The sequence below is a fragment of the Bacillus sp. EKM501B genome, assembly GCF_011800505.1.
Lineage (GTDB): Bacteria > Bacillota > Bacilli > Bacillales > Bacillaceae_G > Bacillus_A > Bacillus_A cereus.
This window is the reverse complement of sequence record NZ_JAALFZ010000012.1, coordinates 129,253-145,563: the sequence shown is the minus strand read 5'-3', so window position 1 is coordinate 145,563 and position 16,311 is coordinate 129,253. Positions and strand designations below refer to the sequence as shown.

Genomic DNA, 16,311 nt, shown 5'->3' with positions numbered 1-16,311 from the left:
ACTTCTAATCTAAGAGCAAAAGCAAGTTTATAAAATACTCTAGCCTTAACACGTCGATAAGTACGCTCGCTCATGCCGATTTCGTTATATACCATATAATCACATACATCTTCATCTTCTAAATAACGCTTAATGATGATGTCTCTTTGATCCTTTCCTGCACGTCCATTACCCAAACGACTAAGAAACTGGTTAATACGAAATGATGTTTGCTTAATCCACTCTTCTCTTTTACTTTGTTGAATATTAGCCATCGCTATATCTTCTAGTGGCTTCCCTACATCATTTGTAGGCCCGTGATATCTAATTTCATAAGAAGGAGTGACTTTCATTTCTTCACGCATCATTCCAAACTGTCTATATAAACGTACATTTTCGAGAACACCTTCTAATTTTTTCTGCGTTGCTACTCTATCAATTTTTGGTAAGAAAGATAATTGTTTATTCATGTAAGACCCCTCCTTTTTATTTTTAAATTACTTTTGTCTTATTGCTCCGCGTCTTCGTTCATAACAAGGTCTATGCATCCCCATTAAATCCTCAATTTCACGAGTACTTAATTTCTCTTTTTGTTTTTTCTTGTTTTTCTTCTTTCCTTGCTTGGATTGCTTTTTCCATTCGCGTAATTGGGCTTTTAGTGCCTTCATATTTCCTCATCTCCCTTTTCAAAATAAAAAGGACACCTCTTCCTAAAACAGCTTTAATTGCTGCTTTAATGAATTGGTGTCCTCTAGTTTTCTAGCCGGACTATATTCTGTTTGCTTTGCTTTAAAAGGATTATTTTGTTTGGTGTTCTAACAAACTTCATTTTTAAATTTTCTGGTTCTAATGAACCTCTAGACACATACACCATATACTAATTTAAATACTTCCTAAAAAGTAGGTGAAAACTATGCCAGCTATTCTTGGAAACCTTGTCGTACAAACCAGTAACGGTTCTTTCAACTTAGGTGATTTTTATAACGTTTCTCCAAAGGAAAACACAAAATCTTATAACGGTTCAGGTGCATCCAATGTTTCATTTATTGCTAATACGTTTAACGGCGTTAGTGCAACAAACACATTCGATGCTGATGTTGCAGATCAAGATCAAATAGTATCAAACTAAAATTACTCATTCCTCTCCACCCCCTGAATAAAACTCAATATTCCGTAAATACTATAGACACATGGTTATCTTTCCTCTGTTTTTCTTGGGTGAGCAGTTAGCTTTTGCTAGCTGCTCTTTTACATTAATGAACCGTCAATTATAATCGGAGCATCTTTATATTCATTAAATTCTTCTTCCCATTTATGTTTTTTCTCAATTGAACATATTGCATTTAGTGTGTTTATAAATATCTCAAGAGCTTGTTCTCTAGCGATCTCTGAAGGAATTCCTTCTTCTTTAACTTGTTCTACACTATCACCTGCAACATTTTCTACATATACTTCAATTGCTTTATCTGCATCTCCATCCACTGCAATTAACGCATAATATTCATGCTTATTAAACTCAAAGTATTTCATATCCGTTCCTCCTTGAATAAAATTTAGTGTTTCGTTAATAATAGACATAGGCTCCATTCGTCACGAATCAACCTTACACTTAGCATCATTTTTTAATATTGGGGCCAGGCAGTTAGCTTTTGCTAACTGCTTTTTGTTTTTCTTCCTGTCTCTTTAGGAAATTTTTCGCTTTCTTAATAGCCTCTGCCCTTGTTTGACCTTCAGCTATGCCTTTTAATCCAGCGTCATCCTTCATGCACAACATCTTTTTCTTGCCATTATCCATAACAACCTCAACATGCGAATAATAAGCACTGTGCAATGTATCGTCTTCAAGAAGAAAACTCATAAATTCCGCACCGACTTTTCCTGTAAACTCTTTAACCTTCCTCATATCCATTCCTCCTTGAATAATTCCATAAGCTTTGTCCATACTATAAATACACTTGTATTCTGAACTTCCTTCTTAACGTTTTTTTCGGAGAGCAGTTAGCTTTTGCTAGCTGCTCTTTTATTTGCACATATCATTAAACACCGAATACCTTATGTTTGAAAGTGCTCTGTTTTATCAAAAGGCGATTTGGCGACAATCGCCTTTTTTATTTCTACAAAATGAAATTTTTATACAAAATACACACAACTAAATTCACATAATTTCATATGATATATTGCATCATTTCTTTTTAGAATGGATAGTCGTTACAGAAGGGCGCTTTCCGAAGCGCTCTTTTTTAATATCCCCTGCACTAAATAATTTTTGAATTATATCTTAATTTCGAGAACACTCACAAGTCATAGGTTTACAATAAGTCTCGGTCAGAAGAGCACTTATATATGGTGCTCTTTTTGGTATGGAATTTAAAATAGAGGCTTGCTCTTAAAACCTATTATGTAATTTTCATAGGTTTTTTCCTTACACCCCTGTGTCTGTTTACTCATAAGTTGTTAAAGTATAAATATAAATTGATAGTTAATTTATAAGGGAGGTGTAAAAATGAGTAAATTTAAAAAGCATTGTTGTCACATACCCTTTCCTTTACCTCAAATAGGGCCTACTGGATTAACCGGTGCTACTGGACCTTCGGGACCTACTGGAGCTACCGGACCTTCAGGTGGACCTCGGGGACCTACCGGACCTACTGGAATTCAAGGTAACCTGGGACCTACTGGACCTCAAGGTATTTCTGGACCTCAAGGGATTCCTGGGATTTCTGGATCTATTGGTCCAACTGGACCTTCTGGAATTCAAGGTATCCAAGGCATCCAAGGCATTCCTGGCATTCAAGGCCCTATTGGACCCACTGGAATAACGGGGGTCACTGGAATTCAAGGGATTCCTGGTATTCAAGGGATTCCTGGCATTCAAGGCATTCAAGGGATTCCTGGCCCGACCGGACCTCAAGGGATTCCTGGCATTCCTGGTTCTGAAGGTCCAACTGGACCTTCTGGAGCTGTTGGACCTACCGGCCCTTCCGGGGGACCGCCAGGACCAACGGGCCCGACTGGACCTTCCGGGGGACCACCAGGACCAACCGGAGTGACTGGCCCCACTGGACCAACTGGGTCACCAGGACCAACCGGACTTCAAGGTATCCAAGGTATCCAAGGCATTCCTGGCCCCACTGGACCTCAAGGAAGTCAAGGGATTCAGGGGATTCAAGGTGATCCAGGGCCTATTGGTCCTATTGGACCCACTGGAATAACTGGGGCAACTGGAATTCAGGGTATCCAAGGTATTCAAGGTAATCCAGGACTTATTGGACCCATCGGCCCGACTGGCCCAACTGGGCTTCAAGGTATCCAAGGCATCCAAGGCATTCCTGGGCCTACTGGATTACCAGGAACCGCTGGAGCTACCGGACCTACTGGGCCTGCCGGTCTTACAGTATCTGGCTTATCCCAGTATGCTTATGTTTTCAATACAGCAGCTCAAGTTGTTGCCTTAGAAGCACCTATTCTTTTTAATTCACACGGTAGAATCACATCCGGTTTTACTCATACGCTCGGAACTTCTCAAATGACAGTTATTAATGCTGGAGATTATAAAATTTCTTTTTCTGTATCAGGAGTTGAACCTAATCAATTTGCCCTCTTTTTAAATGGGGCTCCCGTTACCAACTCCATTTATGGATCAGGTGCAGGTACTCAACAAAACAATGGGCAAACAATTCTCACTTTAGCAGCAGGTGATATTATTACCCTTAATAATCATACTTCCGCTGCTGCGGTTACTTTGCAGACTTTGGCGGGTGGAACACAAACAAATATAAATGCTTCGATTGTAATTGAAAAATTAAATTAATTTAATCATTTATTTCTTGAAACTCTGCCAGTAAATAACCTGGGATGGATTCTTTTTTCAACAAACAGTTAGCTTTTGCTAGCTGCTCTTCTATTTTGTTCCTACTCCTATTTCCTAAAAAATCTTTACTTTATTCCTCCTTGAATAAAATCAATAATTCAGCATATAATATCTATGCATCTAGATTATTACCTTTGTATCGAGCAGTTAGACTGGGCTAACTGCTCTTTTATTTGTGACAAAATGAAATTTTTATACTAATCTTCCTCAAGTTCTGTAACAGTTATATAATTTCTAGCATTCTTCCGACTTGCTATTCTTCTTTGATACGCTGGCCTTGTATAAAAACGAACTGTCGCAGGAAGTACGCCCATATAATCAGCGCATTCCTGTATAGTTCCGATACATAACAATGATTCACCTTTATAAACGACGTACTCCTTTACGTTCACTGTTCAACGCCCCTTTGCTCTAAAATGAAGTATTTATATAAAGTTTTCTCAACACTCGCATACTGGAAGTGCATTTCCTTTTATGGTAACGTATTGGTAATCCCATAAAGTTCTATCGTTCCATTAAAAGGACCCGCACCCCTAATCGGGTCCTTTTTAATGTTTTCTACTAAAATAGCGTTTTTGTTATAAACTCATATTTTTCGTTGCCCTACATTGAAACTCTTATATATGGTAAAATATAGTAATAGTATATTCTAAGGAGGTTTTAACATGCCGCACGAAGTTTGGTTTCCTATACTCCTAGCAATATTCGTCGTATTTTTCCTTGATAAAGAGGAGAAACACAAACAATAACTTTATTTCTTTGTTCCAGCTTAAATATATGTAAGCAATATTTAAGCTGGTATTTTTTCAAATAACGATTTTATCTAAATCCATTCACTAATCTCAGACTTTGACATACAATAATAGTGCCTTTCTATATAATGTGAGTTCGTCACTGTCGTTATAATGAGGCATAAGGAGCGCTCTCGATTAGCGCTCTTTTTATTTAAATAAAGATTTCATTTTTAAATTACACCTATCAAAAAAACATACATATAATATCTTGGGTGTTCTTTTTCAACCTTATTTTTAGTCAGAGAGCACTTTTAAAAGTGCTCTTTTAAATTCAAATAACTATTTTGTTAAATTTCATAAATACAATTGCTTGTCCGTTTCACTCTACTTAACTCTCGCATTTACTATTAGTAATACAAATATTCAGAAGTGATATATAATGGATGAGTTTTTATCTTCTGCTGCACTAAATCCAGATGCAATTGGTCCCACACTTCCACCTGTTCTACCTTTTCAATCCCCAACTGGCCCTACTGGGGCTACTGGGTCAACCGGACCAACTGGGTCAACTGGGGCTACTGGACCAACTGGACCAACTGGACCAACTGGATCAACTGGGGCTACTGGACCAACTGGACCAACTGGATCAACTGGGGCTACTGGACCAATCGGACCAACTGGACCAACTGGATCAACTGGGGCTACTGGACCAACCGGACCAACTGGATTTAATCTTCCTGCTGGACTTGCATCTATTTCCTTAACTTCTAACGCCAACACAGCATGTGTATCCACCCAAGGAAATAATACTTTATTTTTTTCAGGTCAAGTATTAGTAAATGGTATCCCTGCTGCAGGGGTAGTAGTCAGCTTTTCATTTAGTAATCCTTCTCTAGCTTTCATGGTTCCTCTTGCTACCATCACCAATGCTTCTGGTAACTTTACTGCTGTATTTTTAGCCGCAAATGGACCTGGAACAGTAATCGTTACTGCTTCACCCCTTGATTCTCCTGGAACAATGGCTAACGTCACTATTACCATTGTGAATTGTCCGTAATAGCTTTATTTTTATGGAATAAGCAATCTCTGATAAGATAGGCACTGTAAATCAGTGCTCTATTTTATTACTGGGATATTCCTTTCAAATGAAATCTTTAATTTAAACTTTCTTAATAAAATTCAAATTTGATTATTTTCTTAATGCCCTCCTTCCAATATTGCTGTAAAATCTATTATTGGAAGGAGGTGGAATATATGATAATTATCAATATGCTTGATGGTGAAAAAATTGAAATCCATAAAGATACTATCTTAGTTGGAATCGATAATGCTCCACGTACCGATAAACCCAATGAACGATTATTTTATCTTCAGCAAATGTACATAGGTAATTTGCAAGGTGATTTCGAAAAAGAAGGCTCTGCGATTGCTACCTCAGACGAAAGATTAGGAATTGGCGGATTCCTTCTTTCCCATGATATGTTTTCAATTGGTGAAGGCAGTGATGCAACTTTATATCTTACATCAGCTGTTAAATCTATCAGCGTAGTCTAATATTGTGCCAGCGTGCTAGCTTATGGGCTAGCACGCTATTTTCTTTTTCTAATCCCTTCAATAAATCAATGCATTTATTATTGAATTCATTTCTTGCCTGTACCTCATCTTCTGGTACAAGTACAGATACAGAGCCTTCAGACTCATTTTTATATTGAACATTGGAATATATGTTTCTATAGTAATCGTTCATTTGTGGAACTTGACCATCTAATGTTTTCGCTCGAAATACTTCAATCATTTTCGTTTTTTCCATTTCTGATCATCCTTTATTTAGAAATTTATATTTGGTCTTACTTCACATCGACACGCGCTTGACTTGCTTCTCCACTAAAGCCATTCGGATATCTTTTAGATAATTTTGCAATATTCATTTCAGCAATATCTTGTAACGTATATCCCAGTTCGTGGGCCATAATTGATAAATAATATAGAATATCTCCAAGCTCTAAGGCTAATTTATAAGTGTTTCCGTCCTCTTCTCCTGGACAATGCGACGGTTGGAAACCATGTCCATGATAAATTGCTTTTTTTACAATATCGGCAACTTCACCAGCTTCGCCTGTAAGTCCTAAAGCTGCATTTGAAACTCGTCCTCCAAAATCAGTTTTGTTATTCCAAGTTCGTAAAGTTGCTTCCTGATAATCATTTAATTCATCAATCGATAAGATACTTGCAATCTGTAAAACTGTAGCTTCATTTATAACTTCTTCCCCATTTTTTGCTTCACTCATTAATTTAGTTGCTTCTAATACACCATTTTCCATAATGTTCATTTTGATTTCCCCTTCCTATTTAGCAAATCCCTAATCCTATCGGACGATTTTCAATTAAATACTTATCAGCTTGATCTATTACAAGAAGTGCAACTTCCGCTTGGTGTCTCCTTAACGCTTTTGCCATCTTTGGTAAGCTCATACCTTGACTCCACATTTCACGAAAACGTACTACATCTCTTTCATCCCAAATGAAGTTAGCTTCTTCTAAAGCGATGTATACCTTCAACCGTGATTCCTTCATCGCTTCATGATTTCTCGCTACACTCATAAGCGAACCTACTTTCTAAAATCGATTATTTTATCTTTTCAGTAAACTTAGTATCTACACGATCAACTTTACCGTTTACCCAAACCGCCACTTGCTCACCGAATCCACTCATTGGCGGATTTACTGCTGTTACATTTCCGTCCTTCACTATTAAAAGTTTGTTGCTACTAACATCAATTTCTATTTTTTTCATATGTCCATCTCCCTTTTACTACCGCATGTACTCGACAACATCAGGTTTAAATCCACTTCCTAAATAAACCCTTACCGGAATTATTTCTTTTTTATCCCTTGCTGCCTTACACAATTCTTCAGCTGTATCCCAATTAAAAAACTTATCTACAGCTCTTTGAAATCTCCAAATGGCCATTACATATTGTTCAAAGATGTCATAACGATCATCTTGTTTAGTTGTGCGTGGTAATTCATCCGTACACTTTGCATTCGTTGGAACTCGGACGCGTACATCAGCGTATTTAGTGCGTCCAGTTCCTCTCTTCACATTTGCCTTCACTACATCGAACTCACAAATTGCTGGCTCTACATCGAAAATGTTTAGTTGCTTAGGCATGTGCCATCCCACTCTTCTGAATAAGATCCAGTAATTCAATTGCACCTTCCTTGCTTAAAAACATTCGGCCACCTAGCAACTCTATGTTGTTTTCAGAAACTTCACCCGTTACAAAGCATGACTTTTCATGTCTTCTTAAAACGATGTTTTCACCATCCACATGAAAATCTAGTGCCGTTCCTTCGGTAATACCTAAAGTTCTGCGTAACTCTACTGGAATTACTACACGACCTAGCTCGTCCACTTTTCTTGCAACACCTGTTTTTTTCATATCTTACTCCCCTTTAGTATTTTTATATTTATTTAGAATCTCATCCAAACGTTTCTTATTATTTTCAAAATCATCGCTTTGAGTTTGCTGTGGCTGCTGTATTGGCTCTTGTTCTTCTTGTTTGCGTAACCAATCCGGTACAACTTCCGTTCGTTTGGAATAACCTTTACCAGTACGTTTTTTGCTTTGTTGTTGTCTTCGAAATGATGCTTGTGCTACTTCTACATCTTGAATTGTTTTAAAGCCTTGTTGATGCCAATCTTTTAAAATTCCTTTTGTATAAGACCAATTACGCTTATTGTTTTCTAAAGTAATTTTCATTGCTTCAACTACTAAAGATTGATTAAGTTCATCTATCCATTGATTAATTTCTTCTCCCATGAATGGAGAGATATGTCCGAAATTTTTCATATAAAAATCGATTGCAAGATTTTCTACTACTAAAGGTCCTTTTTTTTCTTCTTTTTCTTCTTCTTTTTCTTTTTCTTCTTCTTGTCCCCCAATCGTGCCACGGTTCGTTAACGTATCGTTATACGAGTCGTGAATAAACGCTTCAATTAGCTTTTTTATGGACTTTTGCTCTATATGTTTGCAAATTGGAATCAACAAAGATGTATTTTTCACTTCTTTTAATTCTTTCTTAATTAAATCTTCAACTGGTTTTCCAGCTTTTTTTAGGTTGTATTTCCCCCAATTAAAAATGACTAATTCTCTGGTTTCATTATCGTATTTTATTATCTTGTGATAGTCTTCGAAACGTTGCATCAAAGCCTTTATAGTTTCATGTGAATAACCTGTTTCAAAAGCCATTTGTTTTTTTGTTATTTGATACACACCAATTTGTTTAGTTTGTGGATTAGTTAATAAATATAAGAAAAAGTACTTATCTTCTGGTGTGAAATCTTCTTGCACTTTCACATCATTCCAAAATGAAGTGTGTACTTGTCTAAATATCGCCATCTTTTTACCTCCTAGTACAAATTGCAATATATGCTTGTCCACTTTTGATAATTCGTTGAATTCTATAATACGGATAACAAACACTAAAATATTGCTGTATCATCTGTTTTAATTCATCTTTGCTTTTTGCTAAGTCCCAAAACTTATTAGGTAATAGCACTTGATATTCGATTAAATCCATGTACTATTTCCCTACTTTCCGTGGTATACTTAGAACAACTTATTTTTTAGAAAAGGACCCATTGCCGTGGGTCTTTTTATTTTGTTCTACGTCACTCCAAGCCCATTGCTTTATTGGTTCGTAAGTAATGTAAAGCAACCATGCACTACATACGATAAACATTGCGAATATAACTAATGATGTTGTATCTTCCACTAAATCACCTCCTTTTGTGCCTCAAGCCAGGCTTCTAAATCCTTTTGCAGAAAAAGTAGTTTACGCCCTTCTCTTATTACTGGAAACCTAGGGTGATTTGCTAATTCATACATTCTGCAAACCGCAATGTTGAGATAAGCTGCGGCTTCTTTCACTCGCATAACCTTATTTGGTTGTGATTGTTGTTGTAAGTCAGCTATTGCTGATCTGATTTCCTCTCTTACAATTTCACGAATAGATTCTTTAATAAATTGTTCTAAACCCATTTTCTTTCACTCCTTTTAAAATAAGTTTCACACAATGAAACTTATTGTTTAAATTTTTTTTCTTGTTCCTTAAATAATATAGTTGTTTCTTTTCCCAATACTTTAGATATATTAACTGCTACATCATAGTAAACCCTTAAATTCCAATTGATTATTTTATAACAGTATGACTTCGATATCCCTACTCTTTTAGCTAGTTCATGATATTTAAGTCCAGATTCTTCAAAGGCTTTTTGAAGTTCTGTTTTAGGTGTATCGGTTTGCATCTGATCACTCCCTTCTGATGCTTACAAATCCATTATATGTTTCATTGTATGAAACTTCAAGTGTTTTTTATAAAAAATTTCAGAATAGGAAACTTTTTTGTTCTTTACGTTTCTTGTCAGGAAACTTTATAATAAACTTAATAGGATTTAGGATTATCGAAAAGTCTTAATAAGGGGAGTTTTTTTATGGATATGAAAGATAGAATAAAACAAATTCGTTTAGAACATAAAATGAACCAAGAACAATTTGGTAAAGAAGTAGATCTTACTAAGGGTACCGTTTCAAAATTCGAAAATGGAAAAGCCTTCCCGAGTCGTGAGACAATAGAAAAAATAGCGAAAAGATTTGCCGTTCCTGTGAACTACTTATATGGAGAAAATAACGAAGCAAACCAGGATGATAATAAATACGAGAAATTTAAAGAAATTATGGCGTGGCTAGAACCCCTTCCAAAAGATAAAGAAGATATGGCATTAGACCAGATGTTAGCTATCGCTCAAGCCCTGAATAAACATCATAAGAAAATGGAAAAATAGCCTCTCGAATTAGGATAGGCTATTTTTTTTAATCTCTGCAATATATTCCTCTAATTTTTCAGGAGCGAATTCCTTTACTGTATCTAAGAATAGCATTACAATTTCTTCTTTTGTCACTACTAGTTCCCCCTTGCATCCTGTTATTTATACGTAAACTTTCTAAAAGTGGAAAGTTTTTGTCGTTCCAGTCAAAATGTTTCCATTCCCTTTAAAGCAGAAATGACACTATCTATTAGATAGTGTCATTTCTTGTATTTATATAATTATCCGCCTCCGGGACCTGGATCAATCATGTATAGAATTGTTTTTTGTTCTTTAGCGCTTTGTACTTTATCTTTTTCTGTCACTTGAAAAGTTGTGATAGAAAGACAAGCTACAACTACAATAGATAACACTACTTTTACAAACTTGTTTTTCAAGTGCTTCACCACCTTTTATGTATAGTTTAATTATAACATTTCAATGCTTCTTTTGGTAGAAACATATAGAAGAAATCACCTGATTTAGAAAAACTTTCAAGTGATAGTTCTAAGTATCTCTTCCCTTCTTTGCCTCCAACCGCGAGCCCCAAATAATACAATTGAAAACTACTAAGATACCCGTTGTTACTTTTTAAGGTCTGTAAAATTCTAATTGCTTTTTCATTCTCACCTAACCTTACATATAAAAAGGCTCTCTCGGCTTCATCTAAATCATCAAAGTTAATAGTATGTAAATCTCTCTTATGGTATATCCTTAAAAACAAAAGTGTATTAAATACTTTTTCTCTTCTTAATTCTAGTTTCTTATTAGGTGGATCACCAATAACTTTTAGTGACTTTTCCATGTACTCTTTAGCTTTCTGATAATCGGAGAAAACATAACTTTCTCCAATTTTACAATACGCTACCGCCTTAGTACTGACATAACAATTTGTCTCGTCGTTTATTATATCAAAACATTGTTGACGAGATTCTCTTAACTTATTTTCATGAAGATTCACAAAAATCTCCATTTCTTTTATTCTTAACAAAAATGAATCTCTTAAAGAGCGACATTTAATTTTTATAATATCAGGTAATAATTGTTGAATATATTCATTCACCATCTTGTAATTACCTAAATCAAAAAAAGAATATATTGTGTTTAGAATCAACATTATTACAAGTTCATTATCAGTATATTTTTGAATTTTTCTCATTTTATCAACTTTCTCAAAGAATACCTTGGGTGTAATCGTATTTTCACTTCTTTCTCGCAATGTTTGGTATAAAGGAACCAAGTTTAAGTTTATTCGTACTGTTTTCGAAATACCTTTTTTCCTTTCTTTTTCAGTCTCTGTTTGGTTGCTCTTAAATTTATTTATCTGTTGCATAATCATATCTTGAAGTTCATATTCTCCAAACATATCTAACACTTCTAATGCCAATTTTAAATTTTTGTGTGAAAGTGTTGGTATGCACTCTTTGATGCAGTTTCTTCTAAACTTAATATCTTTAGGCTTATATAACCTAAGTGCATCCACAAAGTGCATAAAATCAAATTTACCCTTTTTATTAAAATAACTATTTACAGTTGTGTGCGTTACTTTAAAACGCATTGCTAACTTCCTATTTGTATAACCGGATGATTTTAGACTTTCTTGCATATCGTTAAAATCCAATGAAACTTGCACAATCTTTGTCCTCCTTATGGACAAAAGACACGTCATCCCTAGTTTTTACATTTACAGAGAAACGTGTCATTATATCTAAGTTGTGTGTTATACTAATGTACGAAGACTTATGACAGTTGTTTTCCCTACTGTGGTTAGGGAGACGGTGTAGGGGTGTTGCAGCACCACTTACACAGTCATGGGTCTTTTTTATGTCCATTTTTTAGTTATTTTCATAATATCACAAAAATTAGGAATTTTATTTATTTGCTAATCTGAAAATTATTGAGAAAGTTTAATAATTAATATAACAAAGTATTCTTTTATATTGGATAACAATAACATCTCTTCCACTCATTAAACTTAATATAATATATAATGGTTAGCTTGTATTTTAACAACTACATCACATGTACTATTGCAGCTATTTATCAAAAACTTTTAATTTTATTTCCATGAATACAGCAAAAAAAGAGGCCCTATGGCTCTTTTTTTATTCCTTAATAACAATCTAAATATGGTAAAATATACCCATCGCTGATATGTCCAAACATGTAATTTTCATAGCAGCAAAATTACAACTAGACTTATACAACATGACTCAAAACAAATGAAGGAGTGTTTTAAGTGAAAGGACATATTCGAAAAAGAGGAAATAAATATTGCATCGTTATAGATATCGGCCCTGATCCAGAGACAGGAAAAAGAAGACAGAAGTGGTTTTCTGGATATAAGACAAAAAAGGAAGCACAAGCCGATGTGGCAAAGAAGATTACAGAGTTGAATGAAGGAACTTTTATAGAACCATCTAAAGTTACGTTAAAGGATTATCTAAATCATTGGCTAGAAATTAAAAGTATGAGCATAGAAAAGAGTACCTTTGCTGGCTATAAGGCATTTATCAACCAACATGTTATACCTAGTATAGGAATGGTTGCGCTCCATAAATTAAATGTTATACACATTCAAAAATGTTATAAGACTGCGATAGATAAAGGGATTGCAAATAATTCTATTCTGCTTATGCATAGAATTTTAAAGAGCGCTTTAAACCTTGCCGTAAAACAAAATATTATTTCTCGAAATCCAGCAGATTTTGCTGAGATACCTAAAAAAGAAAAAACCCCTATCCAGACTTGGACAGAGGAAGAAGTAAAAAAGTTTTTAGCTCATTCACAAGAATCACGATATCACATTGGGTATCTACTTGCAATAACTACAGGTATGCGTCTGGGAGAAGTTCTAGGGTTACGATGGCAGGACATTGATTTTGAAAAACATACCGTTACAATAAATCAAACATCTGGTCATGACAATAAAATCAAACAAACCGCAAAAACAAATTCATCAAAACGTACAATTCCTGTACCTAACGAAACAATAGCAGCCTTAAAAAAACATAAAATTTTAATCAATAAAGAGAAATTAAGGTTTGGTTCTGCTTATCTAGATCAAGATTTAATAAATTGTAATGAGTTTGGAAGAATCATAAAAAGAGCACATTTCAGAAAAAGTTTCATTAGGATGACACACAAAGTAGGTATAAAAGAAATTAAATTCCATGATTTAAGACATACACACGCAACTCTACTATTGAAACAAGGAGTTAACCCTAAAATCATCAGTGAGCGATTAGGTCATACAGATATTTCAATGACATTAAGTGTCTATTCTCATGTTTTACCGAATATGCAGGAAGAAGCAGTTAAAAACTTCGGTAAAAGTATCTTTGGATAACCTATGTTTGCAAAATGTTTGCATTTCATCAAAAAAAGTCAAACAAACCTTGTCATATCAAGGTTTGTTTGACCTATCATCTTATATTCTTGATAAAATCTCCGAATCCCTATTGAAATATTTAATAATGGAGCGTTCTCACCACCGCGGGTTATGCATTGAAATCGATATACATAGGAGAAAAAATCTTGTGTTTTTTCATCTTTTATCGGCTCTGACATCGCCTCACAAATATTTTGTGATCTAAGAGGAGAAAAATAGAATTCTTCTTCATTTGTATTTTCTAAATATATAGGACGCTCACAAAAAATATGTGAGATTAAAGCGGGTATCCACTTAGAATACGTTTCATTATCATGTAGTACTGGCAAATTAGAAATCAAATCGGATTGCCATTCATATTTTGGTGGTTCTACTAATCTATTTGGCTTCCAATCATGAATAATCTCATACCAACTTTGAAAAATATAATCGAGCTGCTCTTGTTTAATAGGTTCTTTTGATACAATCCATGGTGTATTTTCATTTAATACGTACGGATTATGCTGAATAAACAATATATCTGAAAACATATCATACAATCTTTCATTCAAACGTTTCAACTTACTCGTTAATAAAAATGTCTTATAATGTATCTCTACGATGTCCAGCCATTCAATAGGAAAGTATATAAATGATACCTTTTCATTTAAAAGGGGTTCTACTATATTTTCAAATGTTAGCAGCCTTAATTTTTTCATAAAATGATTCCTTCCTTTCTTCAGTTGTCTTGATTATCAAAAAGCTAGAACAATAGTTACTTAATCCAATCCATTTAAATCAAGTATTTAAAAGAAAAGTAAAAACTATTTATCTGAATAAAACATTATCAAATCGACTCTTTTAACAATTAAAAGTAATTATCATATACAGCACCTCATTATATTTATATTTTAATACATTTAAATTATACAATTTATATAATGTATTGTACTTATCATTTACAAAAAATTTACAAAAAACTAAAAAAGAACACCTTAAATCGGCGCTCTCTTTACAAATATTAAGCGTTATGTAATTGAACATATAGATAACAGTAATCCTCCAAATGAAATTGTTCCTAGTAAACCTACTACAAATCCTGTTAAACAAATACAATCAGCAAGACAAATAGAAGACTGCGATAATGGAACGAATGACCTACTTGTACCCGAACCATATTGTTTTATCTTCTCATAATTCATATCTAACATTAAATGTAGACATGTTACACCATCCTCAATAGTATGTACAGATTCTTTTTCTAATCGCTCCAATAATTTACTATCAAAAGCAACTGCTAGAGGGTACTGCTTATCCGATTTCATATTTTGATAAATTAGTTGCAAACGAGATAATATATTATTTTTCTTCTTTTCAGATGTTACTGTACATTTCATATTATTAAATTCATTTAATAACAGTGATAATTCATCTCTTTTTCCGTATAAATCTTTAGCTATTTTTCTCTTTAGTTTATACGAATGGAAAATAGATTTTAGTTCAACCATATTCATACACTTCCTAATTACATAGTATTTACCCTATTATTTTGTAGATAAACAGTACTTTTTAATCTTATTTAAAATACACTTAAGCAACTTATTTTACTATCGATTAACATTACATTAACCTTACACGGTTGTAATAAAATCATTAGCTAGAAGGAAGCAATGCCCAAACTAGACAGATATTTAATGATAAAACCATAAGAAAAAAACAATGATTAGATTTTAAATCTAGTCATTGCTTTATCCATCACATCTTGATTACATCTATATATCTTATTGTTACTCTTTCACTTGAATCATTGAATATATCCATTAATAATGGCTATATTCTTTGTCGGCACGTACATATAACTAATGTTTTTTAATTGATAAAGTGAAACTTTAATCAGCTCTCACCAATCGGGCTTTTATGGGCAGTCCGCCACCTAACTTCTCTTTGCTCTCGCTGAATTTTTTTGGGGATGTTACTGCCCGCAACTAGCAAGATAGATGTTATCAATATTCATACGTTACAATAGTACCGGTAGTATCAGTAAAACCATCAAAACAGTTAGAGCAACCACCACAGCCGCCACAACCGCCACAACCGCCACAGCCTCCGCAACCAAAACAACCGAAGCAACCAATACAACGGAAGCCACCACAACGGAAGCCGCCACAACGACCTCCACCACAACCGCCACAACGACCACAACCGCCACAGCGACGAGCAGCATCTTCAATATAGTAATATGGATATTGGTTTTGCTGGTCCCAATAGACAATATTTCCAGACCGGTAATCATTAAGGCTTAACGCTTGTAGTTCTTGTTGAAACTGATTCATTTTCATAACCTCCGTTTATAAAATACAACCTCATCGATACTTCCCTATATTCCTGTTCGTTACATCTAAGTAGAAATAGCGCTATAAACTAAGTTCAATACGTACACCAACAAAGTATGACTTATCACTAGATGATGCACCTTGTTCATATACCT

General features: G+C 34.5%; 27 protein-coding genes and 1 pseudogene. 6 read left to right on the top strand and 22 right to left on the bottom strand.

Annotation, left to right across the window (positions count from 1 at the left end):
* On the bottom strand, positions 1-449 hold a 449-nt coding region (locus HFD78_RS20750; protein WP_098488022.1), incomplete at its 3' end, for an ArpU family phage packaging/lysis transcriptional regulator.
* Between the two features lie 27 nt (positions 450-476).
* The gene (locus HFD78_RS20745) at positions 477-647 is read right to left on the bottom strand and encodes a hypothetical protein (protein WP_000645525.1); all 171 of its coding nucleotides are present in this window, start codon (positions 645-647) and stop codon (positions 477-479) included.
* Between the two features lie 245 nt (positions 648-892).
* On the opposite strand from HFD78_RS20745, the gene HFD78_RS20740 reads away from it, so the two are divergent.
* The gene (locus HFD78_RS20740; RefSeq protein ID WP_001110935.1) at positions 893-1,108 is read left to right on the top strand and encodes a spore germination protein; all 216 of its coding nucleotides are present in this window, start codon (positions 893-895) and stop codon (positions 1,106-1,108) included.
* A gap of 119 nt (positions 1,109-1,227) precedes the next feature.
* Here the strand turns inward: HFD78_RS20740 and HFD78_RS20735 are convergent, their stop codons facing one another.
* Together HFD78_RS20735 and HFD78_RS20730 are read right to left on the bottom strand one after the other, a co-directional pair.
* Entirely contained in the window at positions 1,228-1,509 is a 282-nt protein-coding gene (locus HFD78_RS20735) for a hypothetical protein (RefSeq protein ID WP_000873134.1), read from the bottom strand.
* A gap of 112 nt (positions 1,510-1,621) precedes the next feature.
* Positions 1,622-1,888 (bottom strand): hypothetical protein, encoded by a 267-nt coding sequence (locus HFD78_RS20730; RefSeq protein WP_033668284.1) that lies wholly within the window; start codon positions 1,886-1,888, stop codon positions 1,622-1,624.
* A 594-nt stretch (positions 1,889-2,482) separates the two neighbouring features.
* On the opposite strand from HFD78_RS20730, the gene HFD78_RS20725 reads away from it, so the two are divergent.
* Positions 2,483-3,790: a BclA C-terminal domain-containing protein gene (locus HFD78_RS20725; protein ID WP_000032807.1), complete on the top strand. Its 1,308-nt coding sequence runs from the start codon at positions 2,483-2,485 to the stop codon at positions 3,788-3,790.
* Between the two features lie 257 nt (positions 3,791-4,047).
* Here HFD78_RS20725 and HFD78_RS20720 read toward each other — a convergent pair whose 3' ends face one another.
* Positions 4,048-4,242: a MerR family transcriptional regulator gene (locus tag HFD78_RS20720; protein ID WP_001101127.1), complete on the bottom strand. Its 195-nt coding sequence runs from the start codon at positions 4,240-4,242 to the stop codon at positions 4,048-4,050.
* 781 nt (positions 4,243-5,023) lie between these two features.
* Between HFD78_RS20720 and HFD78_RS29985 the strand changes: the two are divergent.
* Positions 5,024-5,080, top strand: a pseudogene (locus HFD78_RS29985) (exosporium leader peptide-containing protein); the annotation flags it as partial.
* A 17-nt stretch (positions 5,081-5,097) separates the two neighbouring features.
* Here HFD78_RS29985 and HFD78_RS30125 read toward each other — a convergent pair.
* Positions 5,098-5,364, bottom strand: a complete 267-nt coding sequence (locus HFD78_RS30125; RefSeq protein ID WP_277680575.1) for a hypothetical protein — start codon at positions 5,362-5,364, stop codon at positions 5,098-5,100.
* 45 nt (positions 5,365-5,409) lie between these two features.
* Positions 5,410-5,625: a hypothetical protein gene (locus HFD78_RS29590; protein WP_000237379.1), complete on the bottom strand. Its 216-nt coding sequence runs from the start codon at positions 5,623-5,625 to the stop codon at positions 5,410-5,412.
* A 213-nt stretch (positions 5,626-5,838) separates the two neighbouring features.
* Here HFD78_RS29590 and HFD78_RS20710 point away from each other — a divergent pair, with 213 nt between their 5' ends.
* Positions 5,839-6,138: a hypothetical protein gene (locus tag HFD78_RS20710; protein WP_000583966.1), complete on the top strand. Its 300-nt coding sequence runs from the start codon at positions 5,839-5,841 to the stop codon at positions 6,136-6,138.
* On the opposite strand, the gene HFD78_RS20705 is transcribed toward HFD78_RS20710, so the two are convergent.
* The 10 genes from HFD78_RS20705 to HFD78_RS20660 all read right to left on the bottom strand — a co-directional run bounded on the left by HFD78_RS20705 (position 6,125) and on the right by HFD78_RS20660 (position 9,895).
* The gene (locus tag HFD78_RS20705) at positions 6,125-6,394 is read right to left on the bottom strand and encodes a hypothetical protein (protein WP_000416042.1); all 270 of its coding nucleotides are present in this window, start codon (positions 6,392-6,394) and stop codon (positions 6,125-6,127) included. The genes HFD78_RS20710 and HFD78_RS20705 overlap by 14 nt on opposite strands.
* A gap of 37 nt (positions 6,395-6,431) precedes the next feature.
* Positions 6,432-6,914: a nucleoside triphosphate pyrophosphohydrolase family protein gene (locus tag HFD78_RS20700; RefSeq protein WP_001024295.1), complete on the bottom strand. Its 483-nt coding sequence runs from the start codon at positions 6,912-6,914 to the stop codon at positions 6,432-6,434.
* 19 nt (positions 6,915-6,933) lie between these two features.
* The gene (locus HFD78_RS20695) at positions 6,934-7,185 is read right to left on the bottom strand and encodes a hypothetical protein (protein WP_000109496.1); all 252 of its coding nucleotides are present in this window, start codon (positions 7,183-7,185) and stop codon (positions 6,934-6,936) included.
* Between the two features lie 25 nt (positions 7,186-7,210).
* Positions 7,211-7,378 (bottom strand): DUF3954 domain-containing protein, encoded by a 168-nt coding sequence (locus HFD78_RS20690; protein WP_000717826.1) that lies wholly within the window; start codon positions 7,376-7,378, stop codon positions 7,211-7,213.
* 18 nt (positions 7,379-7,396) lie between these two features.
* Positions 7,397-7,756: a hypothetical protein gene (locus tag HFD78_RS20685; protein WP_001125970.1), complete on the bottom strand. Its 360-nt coding sequence runs from the start codon at positions 7,754-7,756 to the stop codon at positions 7,397-7,399.
* Complete coding sequence (locus HFD78_RS20680; RefSeq protein WP_000750749.1) at positions 7,749-8,027, bottom strand: AbrB/MazE/SpoVT family DNA-binding domain-containing protein; 279 nt, start codon at positions 8,025-8,027, stop codon at positions 7,749-7,751. Before HFD78_RS20680 ends, HFD78_RS20685 begins: the two co-directional genes overlap by 8 nt.
* A gap of 3 nt (positions 8,028-8,030) precedes the next feature.
* Positions 8,031-8,987: a DnaD domain-containing protein gene (locus HFD78_RS20675; RefSeq protein WP_098349172.1), complete on the bottom strand. Its 957-nt coding sequence runs from the start codon at positions 8,985-8,987 to the stop codon at positions 8,031-8,033.
* Between the two features lie 220 nt (positions 8,988-9,207).
* Positions 9,208-9,363 carry a hypothetical protein gene (locus HFD78_RS20670; RefSeq protein ID WP_000390303.1) on the bottom strand — a complete coding sequence of 52 codons (156 nt, stop codon included), beginning with the start codon at positions 9,361-9,363 and terminating at the stop codon, positions 9,208-9,210.
* Positions 9,363-9,629 (bottom strand): helix-turn-helix domain-containing protein, encoded by a 267-nt coding sequence (locus HFD78_RS20665; protein ID WP_000522182.1) that lies wholly within the window; start codon positions 9,627-9,629, stop codon positions 9,363-9,365. Before HFD78_RS20665 ends, HFD78_RS20670 begins: the two co-directional genes overlap by 1 nt.
* A gap of 41 nt (positions 9,630-9,670) precedes the next feature.
* A complete protein-coding gene (locus HFD78_RS20660; RefSeq protein ID WP_001192730.1) occupies positions 9,671-9,895 on the bottom strand; it encodes a helix-turn-helix domain-containing protein in 225 nt (74 codons plus the stop codon).
* Positions 9,896-10,081: 186 nt separating this feature from the next.
* Between HFD78_RS20660 and HFD78_RS20655 the strand changes: the two genes are divergently transcribed.
* Entirely contained in the window at positions 10,082-10,432 is a 351-nt protein-coding gene (locus HFD78_RS20655) for a helix-turn-helix transcriptional regulator (protein ID WP_000367269.1), read from the top strand.
* Between the two features lie 263 nt (positions 10,433-10,695).
* On the opposite strand, the gene HFD78_RS20650 is transcribed toward HFD78_RS20655, so the two are convergent.
* Both HFD78_RS20650 and HFD78_RS20645 read right to left on the bottom strand, forming a co-directional pair.
* The gene (locus tag HFD78_RS20650) at positions 10,696-10,851 is read right to left on the bottom strand and encodes a hypothetical protein (RefSeq protein WP_000790841.1); all 156 of its coding nucleotides are present in this window, start codon (positions 10,849-10,851) and stop codon (positions 10,696-10,698) included.
* Between the two features lie 26 nt (positions 10,852-10,877).
* Positions 10,878-12,086 carry an AimR family lysis-lysogeny pheromone receptor gene (locus HFD78_RS20645; RefSeq protein WP_097862813.1) on the bottom strand — a complete coding sequence of 403 codons (1,209 nt, stop codon included), beginning with the start codon at positions 12,084-12,086 and terminating at the stop codon, positions 10,878-10,880.
* A gap of 606 nt (positions 12,087-12,692) precedes the next feature.
* On the opposite strand from HFD78_RS20645, the gene HFD78_RS20640 reads away from it, so the two are divergent.
* A complete protein-coding gene (locus tag HFD78_RS20640) occupies positions 12,693-13,802 on the top strand; it encodes a site-specific integrase (RefSeq protein WP_000675853.1) in 1,110 nt (369 codons plus the stop codon).
* A gap of 38 nt (positions 13,803-13,840) precedes the next feature.
* Here the strand turns inward: HFD78_RS20640 and HFD78_RS20635 are convergent, their stop codons facing one another.
* The 3 genes from HFD78_RS20635 to HFD78_RS20625 all read right to left on the bottom strand — a co-directional run bounded on the left by HFD78_RS20635 (position 13,841) and on the right by HFD78_RS20625 (position 16,156).
* A complete protein-coding gene (locus tag HFD78_RS20635) occupies positions 13,841-14,542 on the bottom strand; it encodes a pPIWI_RE module domain-containing protein (RefSeq protein WP_000736194.1) in 702 nt (233 codons plus the stop codon).
* 309 nt (positions 14,543-14,851) lie between these two features.
* The gene (locus tag HFD78_RS20630; protein WP_002063155.1) at positions 14,852-15,337 is read right to left on the bottom strand and encodes a hypothetical protein; all 486 of its coding nucleotides are present in this window, start codon (positions 15,335-15,337) and stop codon (positions 14,852-14,854) included.
* 489 nt (positions 15,338-15,826) lie between these two features.
* Complete coding sequence (locus HFD78_RS20625; protein ID WP_113710692.1) at positions 15,827-16,156, bottom strand: heterocycloanthracin/sonorensin family bacteriocin; 330 nt, start codon at positions 16,154-16,156, stop codon at positions 15,827-15,829.
* Positions 16,157-16,311: the final 155 nt, after the last annotated feature.